The organism is Sinorhizobium sp. RAC02, from assembly GCF_001713395.1.
Classification (GTDB): Bacteria; Pseudomonadota; Alphaproteobacteria; order Rhizobiales; family Rhizobiaceae; genus Shinella.
Genome location: NZ_CP016450.1, coordinates 2,212,302 through 2,237,915 on the forward strand (window position 1 = coordinate 2,212,302; position 25,614 = coordinate 2,237,915).

28 protein-coding genes are annotated in these 25,614 nt (G+C 63.9%); 10 read left to right on the forward strand and 18 right to left on the reverse strand.

Annotated features, from left to right (window positions below; genetic code table 11):
* Nucleotides 1-11: 11 nt before the first annotated feature.
* Complete coding sequence (locus tag BSY16_RS10635; RefSeq protein ID WP_069059630.1) at nt 12-560, reverse strand: LemA family protein; 549 nt, start codon at nt 558-560, stop codon at nt 12-14.
* Between the two features lie 223 nt (nt 561-783).
* Between BSY16_RS10635 and BSY16_RS10640 the strand changes: the two genes are divergently transcribed.
* Together BSY16_RS10640 and BSY16_RS10645 are read left to right on the forward strand one after the other, a co-directional pair.
* A complete protein-coding gene (locus tag BSY16_RS10640) occupies nt 784-981 on the forward strand; it encodes a hypothetical protein (protein ID WP_069059631.1) in 198 nt (65 codons plus the stop codon).
* 107 nt (nt 982-1,088) lie between these two features.
* On the forward strand, nt 1,089-1,979 hold the full coding sequence (locus BSY16_RS10645) for an alpha/beta fold hydrolase (protein ID WP_069059632.1): 891 nt from the start codon (nt 1,089-1,091) through the stop codon (nt 1,977-1,979).
* 7 nt (nt 1,980-1,986) lie between these two features.
* Here BSY16_RS10645 and BSY16_RS10650 read toward each other — a convergent pair whose 3' ends face one another.
* From BSY16_RS10650 to BSY16_RS10675, 6 genes are all read right to left on the reverse strand, one after another.
* Nucleotides 1,987-2,922 (reverse strand): glycine--tRNA ligase subunit alpha, encoded by a 936-nt coding sequence (locus BSY16_RS10650; protein ID WP_069061493.1) that lies wholly within the window; start codon nt 2,920-2,922, stop codon nt 1,987-1,989.
* A gap of 120 nt (nt 2,923-3,042) precedes the next feature.
* The gene (locus BSY16_RS10655) at nt 3,043-4,113 is read right to left on the reverse strand and encodes a dTDP-glucose 4,6-dehydratase (RefSeq protein ID WP_069059633.1); all 1,071 of its coding nucleotides are present in this window, start codon (nt 4,111-4,113) and stop codon (nt 3,043-3,045) included.
* 212 nt (nt 4,114-4,325) lie between these two features.
* Nucleotides 4,326-4,517: a hypothetical protein gene (locus BSY16_RS10660; protein ID WP_069059634.1), complete on the reverse strand. Its 192-nt coding sequence runs from the start codon at nt 4,515-4,517 to the stop codon at nt 4,326-4,328.
* A gap of 27 nt (nt 4,518-4,544) precedes the next feature.
* Nucleotides 4,545-5,420, reverse strand: coding sequence for a S49 family peptidase (locus tag BSY16_RS10665; protein WP_069059635.1), 876 nt, complete (start codon nt 5,418-5,420; stop codon nt 4,545-4,547).
* A gap of 72 nt (nt 5,421-5,492) precedes the next feature.
* On the reverse strand, nt 5,493-6,308 hold the full coding sequence (locus BSY16_RS10670) for a tRNA1(Val) (adenine(37)-N6)-methyltransferase (RefSeq protein WP_069059636.1): 816 nt from the start codon (nt 6,306-6,308) through the stop codon (nt 5,493-5,495).
* Nucleotides 6,305-6,526, reverse strand: a complete 222-nt coding sequence (locus BSY16_RS10675; protein ID WP_069059637.1) for a putative signal transducing protein — start codon at nt 6,524-6,526, stop codon at nt 6,305-6,307. The genes BSY16_RS10670 and BSY16_RS10675 overlap by 4 nt, the downstream gene beginning before the upstream one ends.
* Nucleotides 6,527-6,634: 108 nt before the next feature.
* Here BSY16_RS10675 and BSY16_RS10680 point away from each other — a divergent pair, with 108 nt between their 5' ends.
* The 5 genes from BSY16_RS10680 to BSY16_RS10700 all read left to right on the forward strand — a co-directional run bounded on the left by BSY16_RS10680 (nt 6,635) and on the right by BSY16_RS10700 (nt 12,162).
* Nucleotides 6,635-7,651 (forward strand): polyprenyl synthetase family protein, encoded by a 1,017-nt coding sequence (locus tag BSY16_RS10680; RefSeq protein ID WP_069059638.1) that lies wholly within the window; start codon nt 6,635-6,637, stop codon nt 7,649-7,651.
* Between the two features lie 163 nt (nt 7,652-7,814).
* Nucleotides 7,815-9,656: a tetratricopeptide repeat protein gene (locus tag BSY16_RS10685; protein ID WP_069059639.1), complete on the forward strand. Its 1,842-nt coding sequence runs from the start codon at nt 7,815-7,817 to the stop codon at nt 9,654-9,656.
* Nucleotides 9,657-10,556, forward strand: coding sequence for a 4-(cytidine 5'-diphospho)-2-C-methyl-D-erythritol kinase (locus BSY16_RS10690; RefSeq protein ID WP_069059640.1), 900 nt, complete (start codon nt 9,657-9,659; stop codon nt 10,554-10,556).
* Entirely contained in the window at nt 10,543-11,091 is a 549-nt protein-coding gene (moaB, locus tag BSY16_RS10695) for a molybdenum cofactor biosynthesis protein B (RefSeq protein ID WP_069059641.1), read from the forward strand. Before BSY16_RS10690 ends, moaB begins: the two co-directional genes overlap by 14 nt.
* Before the next feature lie 78 nt (nt 11,092-11,169).
* Nucleotides 11,170-12,162, forward strand: a complete 993-nt coding sequence (locus BSY16_RS10700; RefSeq protein WP_069059642.1) for a calcium-binding protein — start codon at nt 11,170-11,172, stop codon at nt 12,160-12,162.
* Nucleotides 12,163-12,192: 30 nt separating this feature from the next.
* On the opposite strand, the gene BSY16_RS10705 is transcribed toward BSY16_RS10700, so the two are convergent.
* Nucleotides 12,193-12,726: a glycosyltransferase family protein gene (locus BSY16_RS10705; RefSeq protein WP_069059643.1), complete on the reverse strand. Its 534-nt coding sequence runs from the start codon at nt 12,724-12,726 to the stop codon at nt 12,193-12,195.
* 174 nt (nt 12,727-12,900) lie between these two features.
* Between BSY16_RS10705 and BSY16_RS10710 the strand changes: the two genes are divergently transcribed.
* Entirely contained in the window at nt 12,901-14,058 is a 1,158-nt protein-coding gene (locus BSY16_RS10710) for a PA0069 family radical SAM protein (RefSeq protein WP_069059644.1), read from the forward strand.
* A gap of 271 nt (nt 14,059-14,329) precedes the next feature.
* A complete protein-coding gene (gene rnhB, locus BSY16_RS10715; RefSeq protein WP_502695978.1) occupies nt 14,330-14,980 on the forward strand; it encodes a ribonuclease HII in 651 nt (216 codons plus the stop codon).
* Between the two features lie 19 nt (nt 14,981-14,999).
* On the opposite strand, the gene BSY16_RS10720 is transcribed toward rnhB, so the two are convergent.
* Nucleotides 15,000-15,695 (reverse strand): helix-turn-helix transcriptional regulator, encoded by a 696-nt coding sequence (locus BSY16_RS10720; protein WP_069059646.1) that lies wholly within the window; start codon nt 15,693-15,695, stop codon nt 15,000-15,002.
* Between the two features lie 81 nt (nt 15,696-15,776).
* Between BSY16_RS10720 and BSY16_RS10725 the strand changes: the two genes are divergently transcribed.
* Complete coding sequence (locus BSY16_RS10725; RefSeq protein ID WP_069059647.1) at nt 15,777-16,673, forward strand: DMT family transporter; 897 nt, start codon at nt 15,777-15,779, stop codon at nt 16,671-16,673.
* A 68-nt stretch (nt 16,674-16,741) separates the two neighbouring features.
* Here BSY16_RS10725 and BSY16_RS10730 read toward each other — a convergent pair whose 3' ends face one another.
* The 9 genes from BSY16_RS10730 to apbC all read right to left on the reverse strand — a co-directional run bounded on the left by BSY16_RS10730 (nt 16,742) and on the right by apbC (nt 25,600).
* Nucleotides 16,742-17,227, reverse strand: coding sequence for a F0F1 ATP synthase subunit B (locus BSY16_RS10730; RefSeq protein ID WP_069059648.1), 486 nt, complete (start codon nt 17,225-17,227; stop codon nt 16,742-16,744).
* 10 nt (nt 17,228-17,237) lie between these two features.
* Nucleotides 17,238-17,891: a F0F1 ATP synthase subunit B gene (locus tag BSY16_RS10735; RefSeq protein WP_069059649.1), complete on the reverse strand. Its 654-nt coding sequence runs from the start codon at nt 17,889-17,891 to the stop codon at nt 17,238-17,240.
* 89 nt (nt 17,892-17,980) lie between these two features.
* On the reverse strand, nt 17,981-18,208 hold the full coding sequence (locus tag BSY16_RS10740; protein WP_069059650.1) for a F0F1 ATP synthase subunit C: 228 nt from the start codon (nt 18,206-18,208) through the stop codon (nt 17,981-17,983).
* Between the two features lie 66 nt (nt 18,209-18,274).
* On the reverse strand, nt 18,275-19,027 hold the full coding sequence (locus BSY16_RS10745; RefSeq protein ID WP_069059651.1) for a F0F1 ATP synthase subunit A: 753 nt from the start codon (nt 19,025-19,027) through the stop codon (nt 18,275-18,277).
* A gap of 157 nt (nt 19,028-19,184) precedes the next feature.
* Nucleotides 19,185-19,580, reverse strand: coding sequence for an AtpZ/AtpI family protein (locus tag BSY16_RS10750; RefSeq protein WP_069059652.1), 396 nt, complete (start codon nt 19,578-19,580; stop codon nt 19,185-19,187).
* Between the two features lie 280 nt (nt 19,581-19,860).
* Nucleotides 19,861-21,012 (reverse strand): cell wall hydrolase, encoded by a 1,152-nt coding sequence (locus tag BSY16_RS10755; protein WP_069059653.1) that lies wholly within the window; start codon nt 21,010-21,012, stop codon nt 19,861-19,863.
* Between the two features lie 351 nt (nt 21,013-21,363).
* Complete coding sequence (locus tag BSY16_RS10760; RefSeq protein WP_069059654.1) at nt 21,364-23,265, reverse strand: potassium transporter Kup; 1,902 nt, start codon at nt 23,263-23,265, stop codon at nt 21,364-21,366.
* 12 nt (nt 23,266-23,277) lie between these two features.
* Nucleotides 23,278-24,261: a magnesium transporter CorA family protein gene (locus tag BSY16_RS10765; RefSeq protein ID WP_069059655.1), complete on the reverse strand. Its 984-nt coding sequence runs from the start codon at nt 24,259-24,261 to the stop codon at nt 23,278-23,280.
* Between the two features lie 139 nt (nt 24,262-24,400).
* The gene (gene apbC, locus BSY16_RS10770; RefSeq protein ID WP_069059656.1) at nt 24,401-25,600 is read right to left on the reverse strand and encodes an iron-sulfur cluster carrier protein ApbC; all 1,200 of its coding nucleotides are present in this window, start codon (nt 25,598-25,600) and stop codon (nt 24,401-24,403) included.
* Nucleotides 25,601-25,614 lie beyond the last annotated feature (14 nt).

Consider the following 25,614-nt stretch of genomic DNA (forward strand, 5'->3'; position numbering starts at 1 on the left):
GGACCCCAAATCTAGAACTTTACGGTCGGCACGGCCCGGTCGGCCGGGTTTTCGATCTCGAAATAGGGCGCCTTGATGAATTTGAAGAGGCTGGCAACAAGGTTCGACGGGAAGCTTTCGACCTTGACGTTGAGATCGCGGGCGGCACCGTTGTAGTAGCGGCGCGACATCTGGATCTCGTCCTCCAGCGTTTCCAGCGACTGCTGCAACTCGGCGAAGTTCTCGTTGGCCTTTAGGTCCGGATAGGCCTCGGCAAGGGCGAAGATGCGGCCGAGCGCCTGGCTGAGCAGGCCTTCCGCCTGGGCGCGGCCGGCGACATCGCCTGCTGGCACGGCCTGCGCCTGGTTGCGCAGCTCGACGACCTTTTCCAGCGTCTCCTTCTCGTGGCTCGCGTAGCCCTTCACGGTCTCGATGAGGTTGGGAATGAGATCGGCGCGGCGCTTCAGCTGCACGTCGATGCCGGACCAGGACTCTTCCTTCACCTGCCGGGCACGCACCAGGCCGTTGTAGATGATGATGGCGTAGATGACGACCACCGCCGCGATTGCCAGACCGATCATGACGTTCTCCGCTCCTTCTGTGTGTTGCGTGTGAACTTAGCATTCGCGCTGGCGCAGGAAAGCCCCCCTCACCCGCCTGCCGGCACCTTCTCCCCGCTGGGGAGAAGGTGGCCCGAAAGGGCCGGATGAGGGGCCACTACGCCCCTGTCACCGCGGGAACCGCGCGGCGGCGTGCTTTGCCCGATAGTCGCTCATCAACAACACGAACCCCGAAGCGACCGTCATGAAAGCCCTCGTCCTCACCATCAACGTTCTCGGTTTCACCGCCCTGTTCCTCGCCTACACGATGGGCGCTACGGTCGACCGTCCGAAGGGTGTACGCCGGGCGCTCCAGACCTATGCCGGCCAACTCCCCACCGGTACCTTCCCCACGCTGAAGCCCGTCTGGGAACTCGGCGTGAAGGTCACCACGATCGCTTGAGGCGCCGCTGCCTCCGCCCGCCACCCTTGCCGAAACGATCCCGCCGGTCATATTGAAACGGCGGTGCCGCCGTTGCGGCCTGCCTGTCCGTGACGGAGGACCATGGGATGAAAACTGTCGCCGCCGGGTCTCTCGAGATCGCCTATATCGAGGCCGGGCCTGCCGATGGGCCTGCCACCGTGTTGCTGCACGGCTTTCCCTATGATGGACACGCCTATGACGCGGTCTGCGAAACGCTTGCCTCAGCCGACCATTGCTGCATCGTGCCGTTCCTACGCGGCTTCGGCGCCACGCGCTTTCTTTCCGCAGAAACGCCCCGCTCCGGCGAGCAATCGGCGCTCGGCGCGGACCTCCTCGCCCTGCTCGACGCGCTGTCCATCGAAAAGGCCTATCTTGGCGGATACGACTGGGGCGGGCGCGCCGCCTGCATCGTCTCGGCGCTCTGGCCGGAGCGAGTGCTGGGACTCGTTAGCTGCGGCCAGGGGTATAACATCCAGAACATCGCGCAGGCGGGCACGCCGGCCGCGCCGGAGGAAGAGGCGCGATACTGGTACCAGTATTATTTTCATTCGGAGCGCGGTCGCAGAGCCTTGCAGGAAAACCGCCAGGGTCTCTGCACTTTCATCTGGAAACTCTGGTCACCGACATGGGGTTTCGACGCGGCGACGTTCGACCGCTCGGCGGCCGCCTTCGACAATCCGGATTTCGTCGAGATCGTCATCCATTCCTACCGGCATCGCTTCGGCGGCATTCCGGGTGATCCGGCGCTGGCGGGCATAGAGGCCCGGCTGGCACGGCAGCCGGATATCACCGTTCCGACGATCGTGTTGATGGGGGCCGACGATGGCGTCGACCCCCCCTCGCCCGTCGATCACGACAGGCGGCACTTCACGGCATCTTATGAGCGTCGCATCGTTCCCGGTGCCGGGCACAACCTGCCGCAGGAAAAGCCGGACGCCTTCGCTCAAGCCGTCCTCGACCTTAGCCGACGACGCTAGGCACAGATCAAGCCGCGCTCTTGGTCCAGTTCACGCCGCCGGCATCCGTCAGCAGGAAGGCTTCGCCGCAGGCCTTTGCAAGCGCGCGCACGCGCAGAATGTAGCTCTGGCGCTCGGTGACGGAGATCACGCCACGCGCATCCAGCAAGTTGAAGACGTGGCTGGCCTTGATGCATTGGTCATAGGCCGGCAGCACGCATTTGTGCAGGCGCTGGTTATCCGCATCGCCCGGCGCACCGGCGGCGAGCAGCGCCTGGCACTCCTTCTCCGCATCGATGAAATGGCGGTGCAGCATGGCCGTGTCGGCGAATTCGAAGTTGTGGCGGGAATATTCCTGCTCGGCCTGCAGGAAGACGTCACCATAGGTGATCTTTTCATCGCCCTCGCGGCCGTTGAAGTTGAGGTCGTAGACATTGTCGACGCCCTGCACATACATGGCGAGGCGCTCGAGGCCATAGGTCAGTTCGCCTGCGACCGGCGAGCATTCGATGCCGCAGACCTGCTGGAAATAGGTGAACTGCGAGACTTCCATGCCGTCGCACCAGCATTCCCAGCCGAGACCCCAGGCGCCGAGCGTCGGGCTTTCCCAGTCGTCCTCGACGAAGCGCACGTCGTGCAGCAGCGGATCGAGGCCGATGGCAGCGAGCGAGCCGAGATAGAGTTCCTGAAGGTTCGACGGGTTCGGCTTCAGGATGACCTGGTACTGGTAGTAGTGCTGGAGACGGTTGGGGTTTTCGCCGTAGCGGCCGTCGGACGGGCGGCGCGACGGCTGCACATAGGCGGCGCGCCATGGGCGCGGACCCAACGCCCGCAGCGTCGTTGCCGGGTGGAACGTGCCCGCACCCACTTCCATGTCATAGGGCTGAAGCACCGCACAGCCCTTGTCCGCCCAATAGGCGTGCAACGTCAGGATCAGCCCCTGGAAGGAGCGGGTCGGGTTCATGTGGTCAGGCAGGGCGGCAGAGGTCATCGGTTTCGTCCAGCATTCTTTGGAAAAGCTGGCGGACTGGTGCCACGATGCGCCCAAGGGGTCAAGGGTTTCGGGCGGCTGCCTGCAATGCGCTCAATGCCGTTCGAGCGAACGGAAGAGGCCCGAGCCGGCAACCTGCGTGACGGCCTGGACCCGCTGGGGTGCCAAATCCGGCACCTGGCTCATCTGCCGACGAAGGCCGCCCGGCACGCGTGAACCGTACCAGGCCGCAAGCACCGGCAGTTCACGGCGCAACGAACCTGACGCCCGCCAGCCAAGTGCGCGCAGCGCCTGCGTATCGAGCGGCGAGCGGGTGACATTGCCGGGCCGGCCGCCGGTGAAGCTGACGCCTGCGACGGAGCCCTGAACCGTATCGAGCACCATGCGGGCGATGGAAAGGACATCGTACAGCTCGTCGCCGGCGACGTTGTAGGTGGCGTTTTCCGCGCCGCTGGAAACGACGGCGCGCAAGGCCGAGCAGACATCCGCGACGGTGACGAAGGCCCGCTTCTGCGCGCCGTCGCCATGCACCGGAAGCGGCCGGCCGACGGTCGCGAACTCCATGAAGCGCGGCAGCAGCTTTTCCGCGTTCTGGCGCGTGCCGACGATGTTGACCGGGCGCAGTACGCGGATATCGAGATCGAAGGACCGGCGCAGGCCGGCGATCAGCATCTCCGCGGCGGCCTTGGAGGCGCCGTGCGGATTGTCGGGCAGCAGCGGCGCGAGCTCACCGATCGGCTGGCCGTTGCCGGCGCCGTAGACTTCGGCGGAACTGATATGGATCATCAGCGGCACGCGGCGGCGGCCCATCGCCTCCACCAGAACCTGGGTGCCGAGCGCATTGGCGAGCGTGAAGCGTTCCGGCACGGAAAAGGCCCGCTCGACATGGCTTTCGCCCGCCGTATGGACCACGAGATCGGCATCCTTCAAAACCTCGGTCACAAGGTCGAGATTGCCGACGTCGCCTTCCTGCAACGTCACGCGGCCCGTGCGGAAGGCCGCATCGAGATGCGACATGTCGGCAGCATAGGTGACGGAATCGAGCACGCGAATGCGCGCATTCGGGCAATGGGCGAGGAGGTCATCGACGATGTGCGAACCGACGAAGCCAGCACCACCCGTCACGACGATGGTGCGAATCCGGTCGAGGTCGAGCGAGGCCATGGTGTACTCCGTTCATTGCAGGCGCATCAGAGGGGCGCCCTCATGGCGACCCTGACCGCTAGATCGGTCTTCCTGCGCGCGAGGGCAAGTAAAACCCCAGGCTGCATGTGCGTAAATCCGATATTAACCTTACGTAGAATGGTTAATGTACCAGGCCGGCACGAACGGCTCGTTTTGCCGGTCCCACGACGACACGCGGCTGTGCCGCAACGCTACTCGTCGTCCCGGCGCACGCGGTACTCTCCCGTTTCCGGATCCTTGACGAGCGTGCCGGTTGCGCCGGTGCGGCGCTCTTCCTGGGCGCGCTTGTTGATCTTGCTCAGCCGCTCGGCATCCGCAATGAACTTGCGGTAGCCGAACCAGGCAACGCCGACGACCAGAAGCAGAAAGATGAACTGGGCCATAGCCCCTCCCCCAAAAACTATTGCGCCTTATCCGGAAAGCCCGAAGCGGCCCCACAGCGCCTTTTCTTCCGCGAGCCCGGCGACCGCCGCGACGCCAGCCGAACCTATACGGCCCGCCATGTCCTCGGAAAGCCCCCCGATGCCCGGCGCCTTGCGGCCGAACAGACCCTTGGGCGCCGAAACCAGCTCAAGCCGCGTCTTCGGCCCGTAGCGCCGCTTCAACTCCGAACGCATGTCCGAGAGCCCGTCGACGAGGCCGAGCGTCTTCCCCCGGCCGCCGGTCCAGAACAGGCCGGAAAACAGGTCCGGGTCGTCGGCGAGTTTTGCGCCGCGACGCTCCTTCACCATGTCGATGAAGACCTGGTGGATTTCGAGCTGGAGCGACTTCAGATACTCGATATCGCTCTCGCGCTCTGGCTGGAATGGATCGAGGATCGCCTTGTTGCTGCCGGCCGTATAGACGCGGCGCTCGACACCGATCTTCTTCAGCATTTCCGGAAAGCCGAAGCCGCCGGAGACGACGCCGATGGAGCCGACGATCGAGGTGGGGTCGGCAAAGATCTCGTCGCCGGCAAGCGCGATCATGTAACCGCCGGACGCCGCGACATCCTCGACGAAGACGAGCACGCGCTTGTTGTTCTCGGCTGCGAGCTCACGAATACGCTGGAAGATCAGGCGCGACTGGACCGGCGAGCCACCGGGCGAGTTGATGGAGATCGCCACCGCCGGTGCCTGCTTGTAGGCAAAAGCCTTTTCCAGTGCGGGTGCCGCCGTGGCGAGATTGAGCGGCGGCCGAAACTGGCTGCCCGTCGCCATGATCGCTCCGCTCAGCCTGACGACCGGGATTGCGACACCTTCCTTGCGAAATCTCTTCGGCACCAGCGTCTTCAAAAATCCGGCCATCACGCGATCCTGTCTCCTGTTTATCTGCCCGGCTGATGTATGCACGACGGGCGAAAACACAATGGCGCGCCCTCAAATTCGGGTTTTTGACAGGCGTGGATAGCTGGCACGGCCATTGTTGAGATCGTTCACGAAGGGCGCGAAGGCATGCTGCGGGCCGTCATGCATCACGAGCGGCATGCGCAAGGCAAGGCGCGCGCGCGAACCCTTTATGGCGGTCACGAGGATACGATGGGCGCTTTCGCCCGTGCGGGGGTGGATGGGCGTGATCTCGATGCCGCCGACGCGGTGGCCGCAGGCGGCAATGATGTCGGCGATCGATTCCGGCCGGGCGATCAGCGAGAGTTGGCCTCCGGGCTTGAGGATGGCGCTTGCCGTCCTGATCCAGCGCTCGAAGAGGTCATCGTCCATCGCATGCGCCTCCGCCCTCAACGCGTCCGGCGTCCGCCGGTCGGCGCCATCGTTGAAGGGCGGGTTCATGATGACGTGGTCGTGCACGTCGTCGGACAAGCCGGCGGCCACGCGTGCCCTGCCGGACAGCGACACATCCGCCTCCAGAACGGAAACACGCCCGGCGAAGGCCGCATTCGAAGCCAAGGCGACCGACTTGCGGGCGAACTCGGCCATCAGGGGCGAACGCTCAACGAGCAGCACCTCGGCTTTTTCGATGCGCGCGGCAACGGCAAGGCCGGCGGCCCCGGCGCCCGCGCCAAGATCCGCCACCCGCATCGGCCCGTCGCCGGCGACGAGGGCAGCAAGCAGCATCGCATCCATGCCGGAGCGGTGCCCTATGCCCTTCGGCTGGACGACGTGGAACCGGCCGTAGTGGAAGGCATCGACGGTTTCGGTGACAGCCGTCTGCGCGAACGTCGGGCCGGCATCGCTCACGGGCGCAGCTCCGCCGCCAACCCCGCATCCTGGAAAATCTGCCGTGCCTCATCCTCCCGGTCGATCTCGACCAGGAAGCGGCGCGGCAGCATGCCGAGAGAGCCTTCGAGGATACTCATCGCCTCGTCGGCGATCAGGCAATGGATGCCGGCTTCCTTCATCAGGCTTTCCGCAAAGGAAAGCAGCACGGCGTCGTTGGTACGGATCAGTTCGATCATTCCGGTCTTTTTCCAGCCATTATTGCCGAGGCGGGACAATTCGCCTCTTGCCGCAGCAAGCCTCGCTTTCTATTGTCTTTCAACAAAAATGAACAGGAGTCCGGGCATTTGGGCGTCGTGATACCGCTTGAAGAAGGCAAAAACAAACAGGCGTCGGTCAAGCCGCTCGTCGACCTCACGAAGGCCGACATGGAGCGGGTGAACCAGCTCATCCTGTCGAAGGCCGGTTCCGACGTGCAGATGATTCCGGAGGTTGCCAACCACCTGATCTCGTCCGGTGGCAAGCGCTTGCGCCCCATGCTGACGCTCGCCTCGGCCGCGATGTTCGGCTACGACGGCGACCATCACATCAAGCTCGCGACCAGCGTCGAGTTCATGCACACGGCAACGCTTTTGCATGACGACGTGGTGGACGAAAGCGACCTGCGCCGCGGCAAATCGACCGCGCGCATGATCTGGGGCAACCAGGCGAGCGTGCTCGTCGGCGACTTCCTGCTCGGCCAGGCCTTCAAGATGATGGTCGAGGTCGGCTCGCTGGAGGCGCTCGACGTGCTGTCGACGGCTGCGACCGTGATCGCCGAAGGCGAGGTGCTGCAGCTCTCCGTCGCCAAGAACATGGAGACGACCGAGGACGACTATCTGCAGGTCATTCGCGCCAAGACAGCCGCACTCTTTGCCGCGGCCGCCGAAGTCGGCCCGATCATCGCCAGCACGACCAAGGCGGAGCGCAATGCGCTGAAATCCTACGGCATGAATCTCGGCCTCGCCTTCCAGCTCGTCGACGACGCGCTGGATTACGGCGGCAAGGCCGCCGACCTCGGCAAGAACACTGGCGACGATTTCCGCGAAGGCAAGATCACGCTGCCGGTCATTCTCGCCTGGCGCCGCGGCACGGCGGAAGACCGCGCCTTCTGGCGGGACGCCATCGAAGGCGGCCAGAGCGACGACGCCAATCTGGAACGTGCGTTCGGCCTGATCACCCGCTATGGTGGCCTGACGGACACGATCGCTCGCGCCCAGCACTACGGCATGATCGCCCGCGATGCGCTCGCCCCCCTGCCGGCCAGCCCCTGGAAGAACGCGCTGCTCGAAGTCATCGACTTCTCCATCGCCCGCGTCAGCTGATCGGGACAGCCCAAAACGGTCCGGCAGGATTTTCTTGCCGCACCGCGCCAAAAAAGCCATTCTCTACCGTCATGAGTCCGTGACTGATTTGGGCGCCATCGTGGCAGGATTTGTCATGCACGGCTTCCGGGGCTTATTTCATTCCTGCTGGAAAGGCATTTTGATGCGGCATTCCCTTCTCCTTCGGCTTCTTTCCGGCGTGGCGATTGCGGCCAGCCTCGTGCTGACCGGCCCGCTCGCGGCCTTCGCGGAGGAAAAGCCCGCAGCGGTTGCCGCCGAGGAAACGCCGTTCGACCCCTTGGGTGTCAACACCTTCTCCGGCGCGTTCCTCGCCGCCCGCACGGCGGATTTCGACAAGGACTACGAGACCGCCGTCACGCTGTACAAGATCGCGCTGCAGTTCGACCCGACCAACCCGGATGTCAAGCAGCGGCTGATGATCACCCAGCTGATGAACGGCGATTTCGAGGAAGGCGTGAAGCTCGCCGACACGCTGAAGAACGATTCGTCCGTCGAGCGCATCACCTCCGTCGTGCGCGGCATGGAGGCGATCCGCAAACGGGAATACAAGAGCGCGGAAAAGATCCTCGTCTACAAGGGGCCGAACGACCTCGACAAGATGATGAACGACCTGCTGCTCGCCTGGGCCAAGTTCGGCGACGGCAAGTCGAAGGAGGCGCTCAAGCTGATCAACGGGATGGAAGGGCCTGAATGGCTTGCCATCTTCAAGAACTACCATGCCGGCGCGCTCGCTGCCGCGGCCGGTGACAAGGCGACCGCGCGCGCACGCCTCAACGAGGCGATCCTCGACCGCAACGGTGCCGGTGCGGCACCCGACACGTTCATTCGTGCCGTCATGGCGCTCGCCCGCCTCGAAGCGCGCGAAGGCAACAAGCAGAAGGCGCTCGATGCGATTTCGGTCGGTGACAACTTCATCACCAGCTACGCACCGCTGAAGGCGCTGCGCCAGAGCATCGACGCCGGCGAAAAGCAGGAACAGCAGGTGCGCACGGCCGCGCAAGGTGCCGCCGCCGTGCTGTTCTCGATCGGTGGGGCGCTCAACCGCGATGGCGCGGAAGACATCGTCTCGCTCTATCTCCAGGTCGCGCGCGCGCTGGACCCGGACAGCGACGACATGCTGGTGCTGCTCGGCGGCCTCGCCGAAAACCAGAAGAAGCCGCAAAAGGCGATCGACTATTATCGTGCCGTGCCGGAAAAGTCGCCGATGCGGCGTATTTCCGAGCTGCAACTCGGCCTCAACCTCGCCGATACCGGCAAGGTCCCGGAGGCCAAGAAGCATCTTCAGGAACTGATCGATGCCGATCCCGCGGATCTGCGCAGCTATCTGGCACTTGGCAGCGTGCTTTCGGACGCCAAGGACTACAAGGACATGGCGGTGCTTTACGACCGCGCTGTCGAGGCGATCGGTTCGGTTCCGACACGCAACCACTGGAGTGTCTTCTTCCAGCGCGGCATCGCCTATGAGCGGCTGAAGGAGTGGGAGAAGGCCGAGCCGAACTTCCGCAAAGCGCTGGAGCTGAACCCCGAGCAGCCGCAGGTGCTGAACTATCTGGGTTACTCCTGGGTGGACATGAACAAGAACCTCGACGAGGGCCTGGACATGATCCGTCGTGCCGTCACCCTCAAGCCCGATGACGGCTACATCGTCGATTCGCTCGGCTGGGCCTACTTCCGCCTGAACCGCTTCTCGGATGCTGTGGCGGAACTGGAGCGTGCGGCGGAGCTGAAGGCCGGCGACCCGACGATCAACGACCACCTGGGTGACGCCTACTGGCGCGTCGGCCGCAAGCTGGAGGCGACCTTCCAGTGGAACCGCGCGCTTGGCCTGAAGCCGGAAGAAGCGGAAATCCCGAAGATTAAGCTGAAGGTCGAGAACGGCCTGCCGGAACTGAAGAAGACCGAGCCCGCCTCCGCCGAAGCGAAGGATGAAAAGCCGGTGCAGAATGTCTCTCCGGAAGGCGCTGCCACAGACCGCAAGTCGTAAATGCAACGCGCCGACAGCCTGCCGGGCTTTGCCGTCATCGAGCAGGCCCCGGCCAAGATCAACCTCGCGCTCGCCGTTGTCGGCCAGCGCGAGGATGGCTACCATCTCCTCGACAGCCTGGTGACCTTCACCGCCTTCGGCGACCGTATCGGCCTGTCGCCGGCGGCGGAAGATCGTCTCACGCTCTCCGGCCGTTTTGGCGATGCGCTTGCGGCTGACGCCGACAACCTCGTCGCCCGCGCTCGCGACCGGTTGCGTGCTGCCCTGGCCGAAGCCGGCCGGGTGGCTCCCCCGGTCCACATCCACCTCGAAAAGAACCTTCCCATCGCCTCCGGTATCGGTGGCGGTTCGGCGGATGCCGCCGCCACGTTGCGCGGTCTTCTCACGCTGTGGCAGGCTGACGTGCCGAAGACCGAGCTTGATGACATCGCACTCGGCCTCGGCGCCGATGTGCCGATGTGCCTTGCCAGCCGGCCGCTCGTCGCCCGCGGCATTGGCGAGGACATCACGCCGGTGCCGATGCCATCCCTGCCCATGGTGCTCGCCAACCCGCTCGTCGGGGTCTCGACGCCCGCTGTCTTCAAGGCACTGGCCTCGAAAAACAATCCGCCGCTCGTTCTCGACGTGGCGCCCGTCGACTGGCCGGCGGCGATCAGCCTGTTACGCAACGACCTGGAGCCCCCTGCCCGCGCGCTTTGCCCCGACATCGCCGCGATCTCCGAAAGCCTCGCCGCCACCGGCGCGACCCTGGTGCGCATGTCCGGTTCCGGCGCGACCTGTTTCGCGCTATACCCTTCCGATCAGGCGGCAGAAGCCGCGGCGACGGCGCTCTTGCGCCTGCACCCGTCCTGGTTCTTCACCGCCACCCGCACGCTTGGAGCCGATGATGGCACACATTGACGAGACGAGGCCTTTTCTCCCGGTCGGCATCGCCGTGCTCACGGTCTCGGACACCCGCACGCCCGAAACGGATCGCTCCGGCGACACGCTCGTCGCCCGCATCGAGGAAGCCGGCCACCGCCTTATCGCACGCGCCATCGTGCCGGACGATATCGCTGCGATCCGCGCGCAGGTGGAGGCCTGGACACGCGATACCGCCGTGGACGTCGTCATCACCACCGGCGGCACGGGCTTTACCGGCCGCGACGTGACGCCTGAAGCGCTGGAACCGATCTTCGAAAAGCGCATGGACGGGTTTTCCGCGGTTTTTCACCGCATTTCCTACGACAAGATCGGCACATCGACGATCCAGTCACGCGCGACCGGCGGCGTGCTGAACGCCACCTTCATCTTCGTTCTGCCCGGCTCACCCGGCGCCTGCAAGGATGCCTGGGACGGCATATTGAAAGCGCAGCTCGACTATCGCCACATGCCCTGCAACTTCGTGGAAATCATGCCGCGCCTCGACGAGCACCTGAAGCGCACCGCGGGCTGACCTGTTCCATAGGGCACTGCGCGCCGCTTTCGCCGCGCCTATGACTCTCCCGGCAACAGAGAGACGAGGAGAGCGAACATGGCACGCACGATCACCGGAACCAATGGCGCAGACCGCATCGTCCAGGGCGGCAGCAGCGACAATATCGAACTGACCATCCGGGCGCTGGTCGGCGACGACACCATCATCCTCAACCGCACCGACGACTTCGGCGGCCGCAACAGCGTCGATGCGGGCGCGGGCAACGACAGTGTTGTCAACATGAAGGAGGATGGCAATGTCATCCTTCTCGGCGCCGGCAACGACACCTATGTCGGCACGGGCTTCGGCTCCTTCTCCAGCGAACGCGCCGACCTCGTGCGGGCTGGCGACGGCAACGACAAGATCGTCGTCAGCACTTTCAAGAGTACCTATCTCGGCGAGGCCGGCAATGACAGCTTCTTCTCCGTCGGCCAGCAGAACATCTTCAATGGCGGCAGCGGCGTCGATTCGATCAGCTTCCTGCCCCGCGACGACGATACGGTCTTGGGTGGCTCCGGCGTCGGTATCGACCTACAGCAAGGGCTCGCCCAGACAGCCGCCAACCGCTTCGAGACTCTGATCAGCATCGAGAATGCGGAAGGCACCAATGCCGGCGACGCGCTGTTCGGCTCCAACGTCAATAACGTGCTCAGCGGCCTTGCCGGCGACGATTCGATTGCCGGCCGCGGCGGCAACGACGTGCTGGTCGGCGGCCTCGGCCACGATCTCCTGCAGGGCGATGGCGGCGCCGACCGCTTCGACTTCAACTTCCGCGCCGAATCGGCCGTCGGCGCCAACCGCGACGTCGTGCTCGACTTCAATCGCAGCCAGGGTGACCGGATCGACGTGCGCGACATCGACGCAAACACCACCCAAGCCGGCAACCAGGCCTTCACCTTCATCGGGGACAGCAATTTTTCGAGCAGCGCCGGCCAGCTTCGTTTCAAGGACGGCATCGTTTCCGGCGACATCACCGGCGACGGACGCGCCGATTTCCAGATCGGGGTGCAGGGCATCAGCGCTATGGTTGCGAGCGATTTCCTGCTCTAAGACGTCGGTCGTCCGGCCGCCCTACGCCCGTCAAACCACGACTTGCGCCCGCATGGCCTTCACCGCCCATGCGGGCACGATTTCCGCAACGAGCGTGCGCGAGCGTTTGCCCGCCGCGATATCGGCAAGCGCCATGCCGGTGCGTATGGACGCCAAAACCTGTTGCTTGGTGACGAGATAACCCTGCTCCAGCGGCGGGATTTTTCGGCCAACACGTTGGAAGAACGGCCGGCGATGGCTGCGCGAGCCGAGGAACCGCGCCGGGCCGGCATTGACCGAGACATGGTCGACGATCGCATCGACCCAACCCGTCATTGGCCGGGCACCAGGCTCCAGCAGCAGCAGCCAGTCGCCGCGGGCGGAGCGCATCACATCCTTGATATCCCAGCTCGTCAGGAAGCGGCAGCCCGCCGCATCCGCCACCATGGCGGAGCCGTCGCGCGAGCCGTGGTCGAGCACGATCACGTCGCGCACCACGCCCTCGACGGCGCCCGCGACCAGCGCGGACAATGTCTGCGCCAGTTCCGCCTCGTTGTCCCGGCATTCCATGATGATTGTCAGCATCCCCTTCAATACCGCAATGCAACATCGATTTCCACCGCACCTCGCCCGGCATCTCGCCGCATGGTTAGGCGGCATGGTTAGCGCCGGGCGGAAATTTGTTCTTGCATTGTTCTCATTCCCGCGATAGGAATATAGTCACTGAAGCAGGGGCGGGATCGCCTCGCGGAGACAGCCATGAACGATCTTGCTGACCTCAGGCAGGGTGCACTAGCGCCCGGCCACACGAAAGACGTTGCCGAAGCGCTGTTGACACAGACCGGCATGCGCATCGAAGTGGATCGCCGGCGCGGCCGCGGCGCCGGGCTGAATTTCACCGGCCGGTTCGAGCCTGTGACACGCGAAGGGTTCGACGACGGCTGGCAGACGCTGGAGGAATTGCCGCCCTTCCGCACGGAAGTCCAGATCGAGAAACCGCGCACCATCATCACCCGCAACGATTCACCCGACATCCCCTTCGACCGTTCGATCAATCCCTATCGCGGCTGCGAACACGGCTGCATCTACTGCTTTGCCCGGCCGTCGCATGCTTTCATGGGTCTTTCCGCCGGGCTCGATTTCGAGGCAAAGCTGTTCGCCAAGCCGGATGCGCCGAAGCTGTTGGAACGGGAGCTCTCCAAGCCGGGTTACAAGCCGCGCGTCATAGCCATCGGCACCAACACCGATCCCTACCAGCCGATCGAGAAGGAATGGCGCATCATGCGCCAGATCCTCGAGGTGCTGGACAAGGCCAATCACCCGGTTTCGATCGTCACCAAGTCGGCCATGGTCATGCGCGACATCGACATTCTCTCCCGCATGGCGGCGCGCGGCCTCGCCTGGGTCGGCATGTCTGTCACCACGCTCGACCGCAAGCTCGCCCGCACCATGGAACCGCGTGCTGCGACCCCGCCGCGCCGGCTGGAGACGATCCGCGCACTTTCCGAAGCCGGCATCCCGACCGCCATCATGATGGCGCCGATCATTCCCGGCCTCAACGACCACGAAATCGAACGCGTGCTGGATTCGGGCAAGGCGGCCGGCGCGGTGGAGGCGAGCTACGTGCTGCTGCGCCTGCCGCTGGAGGTCAGCCCGCTCTTCCGCGACTGGCTGCTACGCAACTATCCGGATCGCTATCGCCACGTCATGTCGCTGGTGCGCTCCATGCGCGGTGGCAAGGATTACGACGCCGAGTTCGGCAAGCGCATGAAGGGCGCCGGCCCCTATGCCTGGCAGATCGCCCGGCGTTTCGAGATGGCAGGCAAGCGGCTGGGATTGACCCGCACCCGCCGCAGCCTCGCCAGCGACCAGTTCGTACCGCCGTCAGGCAGCGGGGTGCAACTGTCCTTGCTCTGATGCTTGAGCGCAGGGCGGGGTTCGACCAGCTTCCCCGTTCGGCACCCTGACAAGACGGCCTGTCCCACGGCAAGTAAAGCCAAGGCCTGCATACCGCCAAAGCCGCGGCCATGGTTTGAAAATTCTGCGCAGCTTCCTTGGGCCGGACGGCTCGGGAAAAGGCGCCATCCTCTTCCGGTCCGTCTTCCCCGGGCGCACCGGTTGCTCCTCCGGCACTTGCCTCCTGCCGGAGGGCTTGCAGGGAATCGGACGGATGTGCGAGGCTCGCCGCATGTCCCGTGTCGCATCCTCCGATTCCCGCCTTCTTTTCGACCTGCCCGAAGGGCCGGACTTCTCGATGGAGCTTGCTGCCCGCAAGCGCGGCCTCTGGCCGGTCGCCGGCACGGACGAGGCCGGCCGCGGGCCGCTCGCCGGGCCTGTGGTGGCCGCAGCGGTGGTGCTGGATCCGGAGAACATTCCAGACGGGCTTAATGATTCGAAACAGTTGAGCGCGGCAAAACGCGAATTCCTCTTCACGCTCATCATGCAATCGGCCTTCGTTTCGGTCGCCTCCAGCTGTTCACGCCGCATCGACGTCATCGATATCCGCAAGGCAAGCCTCGACGCCATGCGCCGCGCCGTCGCGGGTCTTGAGGTCAAGGCGCAACTCGTGCTCGCCGATGGTCGCGACGTGCCGCCCGGCCTCGCTTGCGAGGGCCGCGCCGTCGTCAAGGGCGACGCCCGCTCGCTCTCCATCGCCGCCGCTTCCATCGTCGCCAAGGTGATGCGCGACCGCATGATGGCCCGCGCCGAAGCCACCTTCCCCGGCTACGGCTTCGCCCTCCACGCCGGCTACGCTACCCAGGTCCACCGCGATGCCATCGAATCCATCGGCCCCTGCCGCCTGCACCGCATGAGTTTCCGCCCGCTCCGGCAGGAGTGACGTTGAGAAACCGTCAGCTTTAGGATCGACCTTCGGGTGTTGTCCGCTTCGTCATCCATTTCGCCATAAGCTGGCCGCTGCCGGCGGAAAAGTGCGTATCGAGGACCGCCGATTTCACGATGCGATCGGCCCGGAAATGCCGATAGTCCCCGCGCAGTTCACACCACGCCGCAATCAGCGTGACATCGACATAGTAAACCGTGGCGACCGGCCAGATCGTGCGCTGCGTACGGCGATTTTGCTCATCTCGATAGGTGATTCGGATTTTCCGGCAGTCACGGATTGCGTTGCGGACGTCGAGCAACTCAATCCCTTCTGGCCGAACCGTATCACCTTCAGACACGAAAAACCGGGGCGAGAGCAAATAGCTGCGAAGATCTCCCGGGATCGTGTGCTGGAGTTTGCTCAGCACGCTTTCGGCGGCGTCCTGCAGTTTGCGGTCGCGAATGCGGTGGACCAGATGAGCGCCGAGCGTAATGGCCTCCACTTCCTCTACCGTGAACATCAAGGGCGGCAGGTCGAAGCCTCTGCGCAGCAGATAGCCGAGACCGGGTGCACCTTCGATCGGGATACGCCGCGCCTGCAAGGTGGCGATGTCGCGATAGATGGTGCGCGTCGTCACCTCCAGCCGCTCGGCCAGCGCGGCAGCCGTCGTCGGCTGCGACGTTCCGCGCAGTGCCTGGATGATGTCGAACAGGCGGTCGGCGCGGCGCATGGTCAGAGCTCCTCAACACCACTGACAAAACGGTGTCAGTAGCATCGGTCTATAGAGCATCCAAAGCAAGGGAGGGACAGGATGCAGGACGACCAAAACAGAGGACTGGGCACCGTGTTGATCATCGGCTCGGCGGTTGCCTACAGCTTGTCGGGTTATTTCACCAGGCTCATCCCGTTGGACGTATGGACGATCCTGTTCTGGCGCGGACTGTTCGGCGGCCTCACCATCGCGGTCTTTATTGCCTGGCACCATCGGCACGGCCTGTGGGGCGTGGTCCGGGCCGTGGGCATGCCAGGTCTCTGGGTGACGGTCCTGTCCACCGTCGCGACGATCTGCTTCATCAGCGCGCTTCGCCTCGCTCCGGTCGCCGATGTGATGGCGATCCATGCGGCCATCCCCTTCATGACGGCCGTCCTGGCGCTCGTCTTCACGGGCGAGCGGGAAGGCTGGAGCACATGGGGAGCGAGTGTCGCCGCCCTGATCGGCGTGATGATCATCGTCAACCCACAGGCGTCGGGCGGGCACCTGGCGGGCTACGCCTTCGCCGCGACGATGGCACTGTCCTATGCGGCCATGATGGTGATCATCCGCAAGAACCGGCACGTCTCGATGCTGCCCGCAGCCTGTCTCTCGGCCTTGCTTTGCGCGCTCGTGGCTTTGCCGTTCGGGCGGCCTATGGCTGTCTCGACGACGGTGATGATCGACCTGATGCTGTTCGGGACCGTGCAGTTCGGCCTTGGTCTCTTGCTGATGACGGTCGGCACGCGGTTGATCTCGGCCACCCGTTCGGCCCTCATTGGCAGCATGGAAAATCCGCTCGCACCGCTATGGGTGTGGCTCGCCTTTGGGGAGCAACCGCTAACCGCCACCTGGATCGGCGGCGGCCTGGTGATGGCGGCGGTGATCTTCGACGTTCTCTTGAAATCAAGGCATAGGCGGCGCGCCATTGCATCAACCAGCATGACGGAGGCGTAGTGGCAGGCGCAAACAGCAAAAAGGCCGGCATTGCTGCCGGCCTTTTTAAATCACGCTCTGCAAGACCCTCAGTTGAGGCGGGTCTTTACTTCGCTGATGGCGTTGTCGAACAGCGACTTGCCGGTGGCGGCATCGGCCTTGGCGGCGATGACCTTCTCGGCGGCTGCGACTGCGAGGTCGACGGCAGCGGCGCGAACGGCGTTGATCGCGTCGGCTTCCGCCTGCTTGATCTTCTGCTCGGAGAGCGCCGTGCGGCGGGTGACGTATTCCTCGGTCTTCTGCTTGGCTTCCGCGGTCAGCAGGCTCGCCTCGCGCTCAGCGGCGGCGACGATGCTGGCGGCTTCCGCCTCGGCATCCTTGCGCTTGCGCTGGTACTCGGCGAGCAGGTGCTGGGCTTCCTCACGAAGACGCTTGGCTTCCGCCAGCTCGTTCTGGATCTTTTCAGCGCGGGCGTCGAGGCCCTTGGCCATCATGCCCGGAACCTTGAGGTAGGCGATGAGGGCCAGGAACAGGATGAGGCCGACAAAGGCATAGAATGTTGCGTCGAATGCCATGGTGCGCTCCTTACTTGCCTGCGGCCGATTTGACGGCCGAAGCGACTTCGGCCTTGGTGGCCTTGGCGCCGATCAGCTGCTCGACGACGGCTGCCGTGGTTTCCTCGGCAATCGTGCCGACATCGGCAAGCGCCTTGGCCTTGATCTCGGCGATGCGGGTTTCGGCACCGGCGATCTTGTCCTGCAAGGAGGCTTCGATCTTGGCGCGTTCGGCGTCGGCGCGGGCCTTGGCTTCGTCGCGGGCGGTCGAAGCGATCGCGTTGCCCTTGGTGCGGGCGCTCGCAAGCTCCTGCTCGTAGGACGCAATCGCGGCATCCGCTTCGGCCTTCAGGCGCGACGCTTCGTCGAGATCCTGAGCGATGCGGTCATGACGGGTCTCAAGGATGCCGCCGATGCGCGGAATGACAACCTTCGACATGAGAAGATAGAAAAGACCGAAGGTGATCGCGAGCCACAGGAGCTGCGATGCGAACGTGGTCTGGTCGAACGGCGGGAAGACGCCGGAACCGGCTTCTTCGCCATGGGCAACACCCGTTTCGGTGTGCACTTCGCCTGCCGGCTGAGCCGCATGCGTATCCGCAGGGGTCTCATGCGTTGTCGCAGGAGTTTCCGCCTGGGCGATTTCGAAAGGGGTGGACTCGGCCGACGCCAAGGTCACAGACATGCTGACCTCCAGGGGGCATTCTCAAATCTTGTACGAAACGTACGATGGACCACGGCCCTTGCGGGCCATGGTCCAGTCCTCAGCCGGTATTAGACGGCGAAGAGGAGGAGGAGAGCGATGAGCAGCGAGAAGATGCCCAGAGCTTCCGTAACGGCGAAGCCGAATACGAGACGGCCGAACTGGCTGTCAGCAGCAGACGGATTGCGCAGAGCGCCGGCAAGGTAGCTGCCGAAGATGTTGCCGAGGCCGAGAGCCGTGCCGGCGAGACCGAACGTGGCAAGACCTGCGCCGATGAACTTTGCTGCTTCCGCTTCCATGTTGAACTCCTTGAATGGGATGTTGCGGCTTATGAGCGGCGCCCGAGGGCGCCAACGACTGTTTCCTTAGTGACCACCCGGATGCACGGCATCGTTGAGGTACATGCATGTCAGAACTGCGAAGACATAGGCCTGCAGGAACGACACGAGGAATTCGAGACCGGTCAGGGCGACGGTCATGAGGAGGGGCAGGATCGAACCGACCACACCGACGGCGCCGAGGGCGCTGAGCGAGGTGACGAAGCCGGCGAAGACCTTGAGCGTGATGTGACCCGCCAGCATATTGGCGAAAAGACGGATCGAGAGGCTGATCGGACGCGAGAGAAACGAGATGACCTCGATCGTGACGACCAGCGGAAGAAGCATGCCGGGAACGCCGGACGGCACGAAGAGCTTGAGGAAGCCGAAACCGTGCTTGTAGAAACCGTAGACCACGACCGTGCCGATGACGAGCATGGCGAGTGCGAAGGTGACGATGATCTGGCTGGTGACGGTGAAGAAGTACGGCACCATGCCGAGCATGTTGGCGGTCAGCACGAACATGAAGAGCGAGAAGACGAACGGGAAGAACTTCATCCCGTGGCTGCCCGCCCCTTCCCGGAGCATCGAGGCGATGAACTCATAGGACATTTCAGAAACCGACTGCATGCGGCTCGGAACGAGGCCGCGCTGGCCGGTCGTGAAGTAGAGGAAGCCGATGCCGGCGGCCACGGTGGCGACCATGAACAGCGAAGCGTTGGTGAACGAGAAATCGATGCCACCGATTTCGATCGGAACAATCTTGTTGACCAGGAACTGATGGGTCGGATCGTTTGACACCGCGTATCTCTCTCGCTTGCCCGCCTTGCGGCGGAAGTCACCCCTGGAGCCTATCCATTTTTCTTCGAAAAACGAAAAGGCTCTATCTCATTATTCCGCACAATTCCGATGATAACCGCTACGCGCTTTTCCCGGTCTTGCTTGCCGAACAGTCCCCTCAGGCACCGTCCTTCGTCTTGGTTTCGTCCCGTCCGCCTGCGGCCTTGCCGGGCTCACGGCCGGCCAGCCTGTCGACGGGATGGGGCGATGCCACCATGCCAGCCGCGCGCATGACGTTCAGAACGCCGGCACAGAAGCCAAGGAGCAGAAGAATGATCATCCCCCACGGCCGTGTACCCGCAAAATGGTCCAAAAGATAGCCCAGAAGCGCCCCGACAATGACGGCCGCGACGAACTCGCTCGAGAGCTTCATGGCAACCGCGTAGCCCTTGCGGCTTTCGGATGCCCGTGCCTCGGCGGCTGCTTCCGCCCCGTCGTCCTTGCGCCGTTCCGCGAGTTCCGCGTCCAGGCGTTTCAGCCGGTCTTCCAGACTTTCCTTTTGCTGATCGGTCATGGCACGCTCCTCGCTCGCTTTCCCGCGAAGCTTTCGCCCCATTGCGGACATATTGAAGGCTAGGATTCAAGCCATATCCGACCCCTTTCGAAGTCGGCCGCAACATAGTTTTAGGTGCCAGCATAGTCAAGGCATGGCGGAGCTTTGTGCCGCACCAAATATATTGAGATATATCAATAGATTATGAGGATTCCCACCGTGGCCGCGACAGATCGCCCCGGGAATCGGGCACGCCGTGGCACAGACTCAGCAAGCCCCGGCCGGCGTCAGACGAAAGCCATCAGCTCCAGCCGCCGCCATAGGTACGGTAGAAGATGTGCTTGCCGATCTTGGCCACGCGCTTCATCGTGCGGCCCCACGGCGGGTTCACATAGGTCGCGTGATAGTGGGTGGAAGATCCGACCTCCTCGAACCAGATCTTGCCGGCCGTGACGGCCATGGCGATCTCCTTGGCGGTCTTCCAGTGCCAGGGCGAGAGAATGAGGTCCGGAATGCGGTCGCAGGCAAAGGAGAACTGACAGCGGTTGCGCCAGTTTTCGTTCTGGTAGACGACGCCGCAGATCGTGTTCGGATAGGCGGGGTTGCGCACGCGGTTCAGGATGACCTGGGCGACGGCGGCCTGGCCCTTCAGCTCCTCGCCGCGCGCCTCGAAATAGATACCTTCGGCAAGGCATTTCTGTTCCTTGGCGGTGAAGACCTCGGCCGGCAGCGGGGTCGCGGCCCAGGCATGATCTTCCGCCGAAATATCGGGAATGAAGCGGCCGAGCTCCTTGTTCGGCTTCAGGATCGAATCGAAGGGTGATTCCCGGGCGTAATCCGGCTCGACGCGGGCATAGGCGGTCGCCAGAACATCGGCCTTGTCGTTGGTAACGAGGTCCGCGATCATCGGCGAGACGCCGGGGTCCTTGCGTACCGGCGTCTTCTTGTAGAACGCCGTGGCGATCTCGATTTCCTTGCCGGCGATCTGCGACTTGGCGAAGGCCATACGCTCACCGGTGTCGAAGGCGGGCGAGAGAAGCGAACTGGTGCGCTCCAGAATCGAGCCTGCGGTAAAATCCTTCGGCGGCAGCACCGGCATGACGGTGACGATTCGGTTCTTCTTGTCGCGACGGTTGACGCGGTCTTCGTCGGGAATGCCGCCCTGGCCCTTGTGTTCGCTGCGCAAAGCCGCCGAGACGCCGCCCGGCAGCTCGACCCCTGCCCCGCTTTCGACGCCGCCGGTGGTCATCGCGTCGGCAAACTCGATCTCGACCTCGTGCACGGAGCCGGCCGGCGAACGGGTCAGCACCATGGTCTGGTTGCCACCCTTGCGGTTGAGCCCGGCGAGGTAGGTGGCGAGGTCCGTATGAGCCGCCTGGGTGGGGAAGCTGGCGACGAGGCCAAGGCCGAGGGCGAGCGGGATTGTCCATTCCCGCCGGGTTTTTCTGCGCAATTCCGCTGCACATTTCCGCTGGAATTGCTTCAAAGACTCAAGGAAGCCGCCTGTCCCTGCATGACGAATGCTACGCTTACGCAACTGTCTACTCCGCACGCATGCGCAGGCCCTGCCGCCGATAGACGATCGACGTCTCTTCCTGCCCGGAAATGTTCGTATGGGAGCCCCGCCGCGCCGAAGCACGGGCCCGAAGCGGCTCGTTGTCAGGGTAAAATGAAGCATTAACCTTGATGCTTGGTTAATGCTGATAAACCGCTTTGGGGGAGGCCATCACCACCCCTTCACGATTTCGTCAATGACCGGCGCAATTTCGAACGCAAAACCGCTGTACACTTTTGCCGGAGTTGCTCAGATCACGACATGCGAGCCGAGTTCGACCACGCGGTTGGTCGGCAGGCGGAAATAGTCGGACGGGTCGGTCGCAAGATTGGCAAGGCCGATGAACAACCGATCCTGCCACATCGGCATGCCGGAGTCAGAATCCGGCACCAGCTTGCGGCGGCCGAGATAGAACGAGGTCGACATGATGTCGAACTTGTGCCCCGCCTTGCGCATCAGGCCGAGCACCTGCGAGACGTTCTGCGTTTCCATGAAGCCGAAATGCATTTCGATGCGCGAGAAGCGTTCGGAAATCTTCTCGACCTTGAAGCGCTCGGCACGCGCGACGCGTGGCGTGTTGTTCGTCTTGACCGTCAGGATGAAATTCTTCTCGTGCAGCACATGATTGTGCTTGAGATTGTGCAACAGGGCGGCGGGCGCAAAATCCGGATCGCTGGTCAGGAAGATCGCCGTGCCGGGAACCTGCACCGGCGCATGGGCGCTCTGCCTCTCCACCGACTTCACGAAGGCCGGCAGCGGCACCTCGATGCGGCGCGCCTTGTCGCGCAGGATGCGCGTGCCGCGCGTCCAGGTCCACATAACGATGACGACGCCCGCGGCGATCATCACCGGCACGTAGCCGCCATCATGCACCTTGAGCAGGTTCGCGCCGAGGAAGGTGAGTTCCAGCAGGAAGAGCGGCAGCAGTACGGCGGTGGCGGCGAGCTTCGTCCAGCGCCAGCGCTTGCGCAGGAATTCGAAGGCAAGCACGGTCGTCACGACCATAGCGCCGGTGACCGAGATGCCGTAGGCCGTGGCAAGCGCCTCGGACGAGCCGAAGATGAAGACGAGCGCCATCACGCCGAAGAGCAGAACCGAATTGACGCCCGGCAGGTAGATCTGCCCGGTCTGGGTTTCCGACGTGTGGAAGATTTCCATGCGCGGCAGGAAACCGAGATGGATGGCCTGGCGCGTCAGCGAGAAGGCGCCGGTAATGACCGCCTGGCTGGCGATGATGGTGGCGGCGGTCGCAAGGATGACGACGGGCAACAGCGCCCATTTCGGGAACATCAGGAAGAACGGGTTTTCGATCGTCTCGGGATGCGCCAGCACCAGCGCGCCCTGCCCCAGATAGTTCAGCGTCAGCGCCGGAAAGACCAGACAGAACCAGGCCCATTGGATGGGCCGGCGGCCGAAATGGCCGAGATCGGCATAGAGTGCTTCCGCACCGGTGACCGTGAGGAACACCGCGCCGAGCACGACAAGGCCGACATAGCCTTCATGGATCATGAAGAGCACGGCGTAATAGGGATTGAAGGCGGCAAGGATGCCGAGATCGTCGCTGATATGGTTGAGACCGGCAACGCCCATGACGATGAACCAGACCGCCGTGATCGGGCCGAAGAACTTCGACACCGCGGCCGTGCCCCAGGACTGCACGGCAAACAGCATGACAAGGATGACCACCGAAATCGGCACGACATAATCGGCAAGCGTCGGCGTCACCAGCTTGAGGCCTTCGACAGCGGACAGAACGGAAAGCGCCGGCGTGATCATCGCATCGCCGATGAAGAGGGCGGCCCCGACCGCGCCCATGAAGAACAGCACGGTGGCGCGCCGGCCGGCGGTTTTCGCCAACAAGGCCAGCAGCGAAAGCGTGCCGCCTTCGCCGTGGTTGTCGGCGCGCAGCAGGAAGAGCACGTATTTGAGCGTGACGATGATCGTCAGGGTCCAGATCATCAGTGAGATCAGGCCGACGACCTCCATGCGGGAAACGCCGTCATCTGCGACGGGACGCAGCGCCTCACGGAAGGCATAGAGCGGGCTCGTGCCGATGTCGCCATAGACGACGCCGACGGAGCCGAGGGCAAGTACGAACAGCGTGCGCGCCCTGCTGCGGGATTGCGGTGCATGACCGGCGTGTGAGTGCATGGCGATCAGGCTCTAGAGCCAGCCTTTCCAGCGAAAGAAAAAGAACGGGAGAATTGCCGACAACCCCATCGCGACAAGCGTCAGCGGATAGGCGGAGGCCACGCGCAGTTCCGGCATGAACTCGAAGTTCATGCCGTAGGTCGAGGCGATCAGCGTCGGCGGAAGCAGCACGACGGAGGCGATCGAGAAGATCTTGATGATGGCGTTCTGCTCGAGATTGATGAGGCCGAGCGAGGCATCGAGCAGGAAGGTGATGTTGCCGGCGACGAAATTGGCGTGTTCGGACAGCGACTGCACGTCGCGCGTCACCGTGCGACACCGTTCCAGGCTCTCGCGGTCGGATTGCAGGGCGGGAAGCCCGTGCAGGAAGGTCAGCACACGGGACAGCGACATCAGGCTGTCGCGCGTCTTGGCAAGCAGGCGGTGCAGCGCCGAGATCTGGACAATGCGATCTTCAAGGTAACGCGGCGGGCGGCGCGAGAGGTGCCGCTTGTCGCCGAACACTTCCAGGGACAGTTTGTCGGCACGCGATACGGCGGTTTCGAGGATTTCGGCCGTGCGGTCCGCGATGGTTTCCAAAAGGCGCGTGATCATCACGGTCGGCGAGGAACAGCCGCCCGGAATACGGTGCATCGCGCTCTTGAAAAGCGAAAACGAGCGCGGCTCGGCGTAGCGTACCGTCAGAAGCTTGTTCGGCGTCAGGATGAAGGCGACGTCCGTCAGGTGGGGCAGATCGCTTTCCGCCTTCACCATCAGGGAAGCGGTCAGATAGGCCGCATTGCCCTCCGTATAGAGACGGCTCGACGGCTCGATGTCCTTCAGTTCGTCGCGTGTCGGCACTTCGATCGAAAGAACACGCTCGATGAGCGCCTCCTCGTCTCGCGTGGGCTCGAGCAGATCGACCCACACGGCGCCGTCGAGTGCGTCGGCGGCGGCAGAATCGGTCGCTGTGGGCAGGGCGCATGCCTCGCCATGGGGACGGAAAACCGTGATCACCGGCGAATGGCTCCGAAACGGACCATCGCTCACACTCCTGGTTGAACGCCATCCTTCAGCGGATGGCCGCGCATATTGCGCGGTGCAACATAAAAATCAAGCGCCCGCCCGAAACGCCCCAGGGACGCGAAAGGTTCGTCTATTCGAAGACGATGGCCGGTGCTCCCCGCGTGCCCTTGCCCCGCACGGTTTCCAGCTCCTGCCAGACCCGCGTGGCAATCGCACGGTAGCTCTTGGCTGACGCGCCCTCCGGATTGGAGACGACGACGGGCGTGCCGGCATCCGAGGTCTCGCGAATATCCATGGTGAGCGGCACTTCGCCGAGGAACGGCACACCGATGCGCTCGGCCTCCTTGCGCGCACCGCCATGGCCGAAAATGTCGTAACGGTTGCCGGTATCGGGCGCGATGAAGTAGCTCATGTTCTCGACGATGCCGAGCACTGGCACCTCGACCTTGCTGAACATGTTGAGGCCCTTGCGCGCGTCGATGAGCGCCAGGTCCTGCGGGGTCGAGACGATGACGGCGCCGGCGAGCGGCACCTGCTGGGCCATGGTGAGCTGGGCGTCGCCCGTGCCCGGCGGCATGTCGACGACGAGCACGTCGAGATCGCCCCAGGCGACCTCGCGCAGCATCTGCATCAGCGCCGACTGGATCATCGGGCCGCGCCAGATCATCGCTACTTCCTCGTCGACGAGGAAGCCCATGGACATGACCTTGATGCCGTAGTTCTCCATCGGCTTGATCATGCGGCCTTCGAGCTGCTGCGGCCGGCCGGTGATTTTCAGCAGCCGCGGCATGGAGGGGCCGTAGATATCGGCGTCGAGAATGCCTACGCGCAGGCCATTCGCCTTCAGCGCCAGCGCCAGATTGACCGATGTCGTCGACTTGCCGACACCGCCCTTGCCGGAAGCGACCGCGATGATGGCATCGACGCCCGGAATGCCGGATTTCGTGCGCTGCTGCGGCTGCGCGGGGGCGGCATGGGCGTGGCCTGCATGCGAATGGCCGGCGTGGGAATGCGCAGGCTCGCCGCGACCGGGCGCCGGTGGTGCCGGCGAACGCGCGGCAGCGGGGCCGGAGGCGGCGCGCTTGTCCGCCGTCAACGCCACCATGGCGGCCTTGATGCCGGGGATTTCCTTGACGACGCGCTCGGCGGCCGCCCGCAACGGATCGAGCTCACGGGCGCGTTCGGCCGGCACGGTGATCGAGAAATAGGCCTTGCCGTCGGAAATGAAGACGTCGGAGACGAGACCGAGATCGACGATGTTGCCATCCATGTCCGGGCCGCGCACCGTGCGCAGCCGTTCCAGCACCTGTTCCTTGCTTACATCCGTCATGAAACCCTCGATAG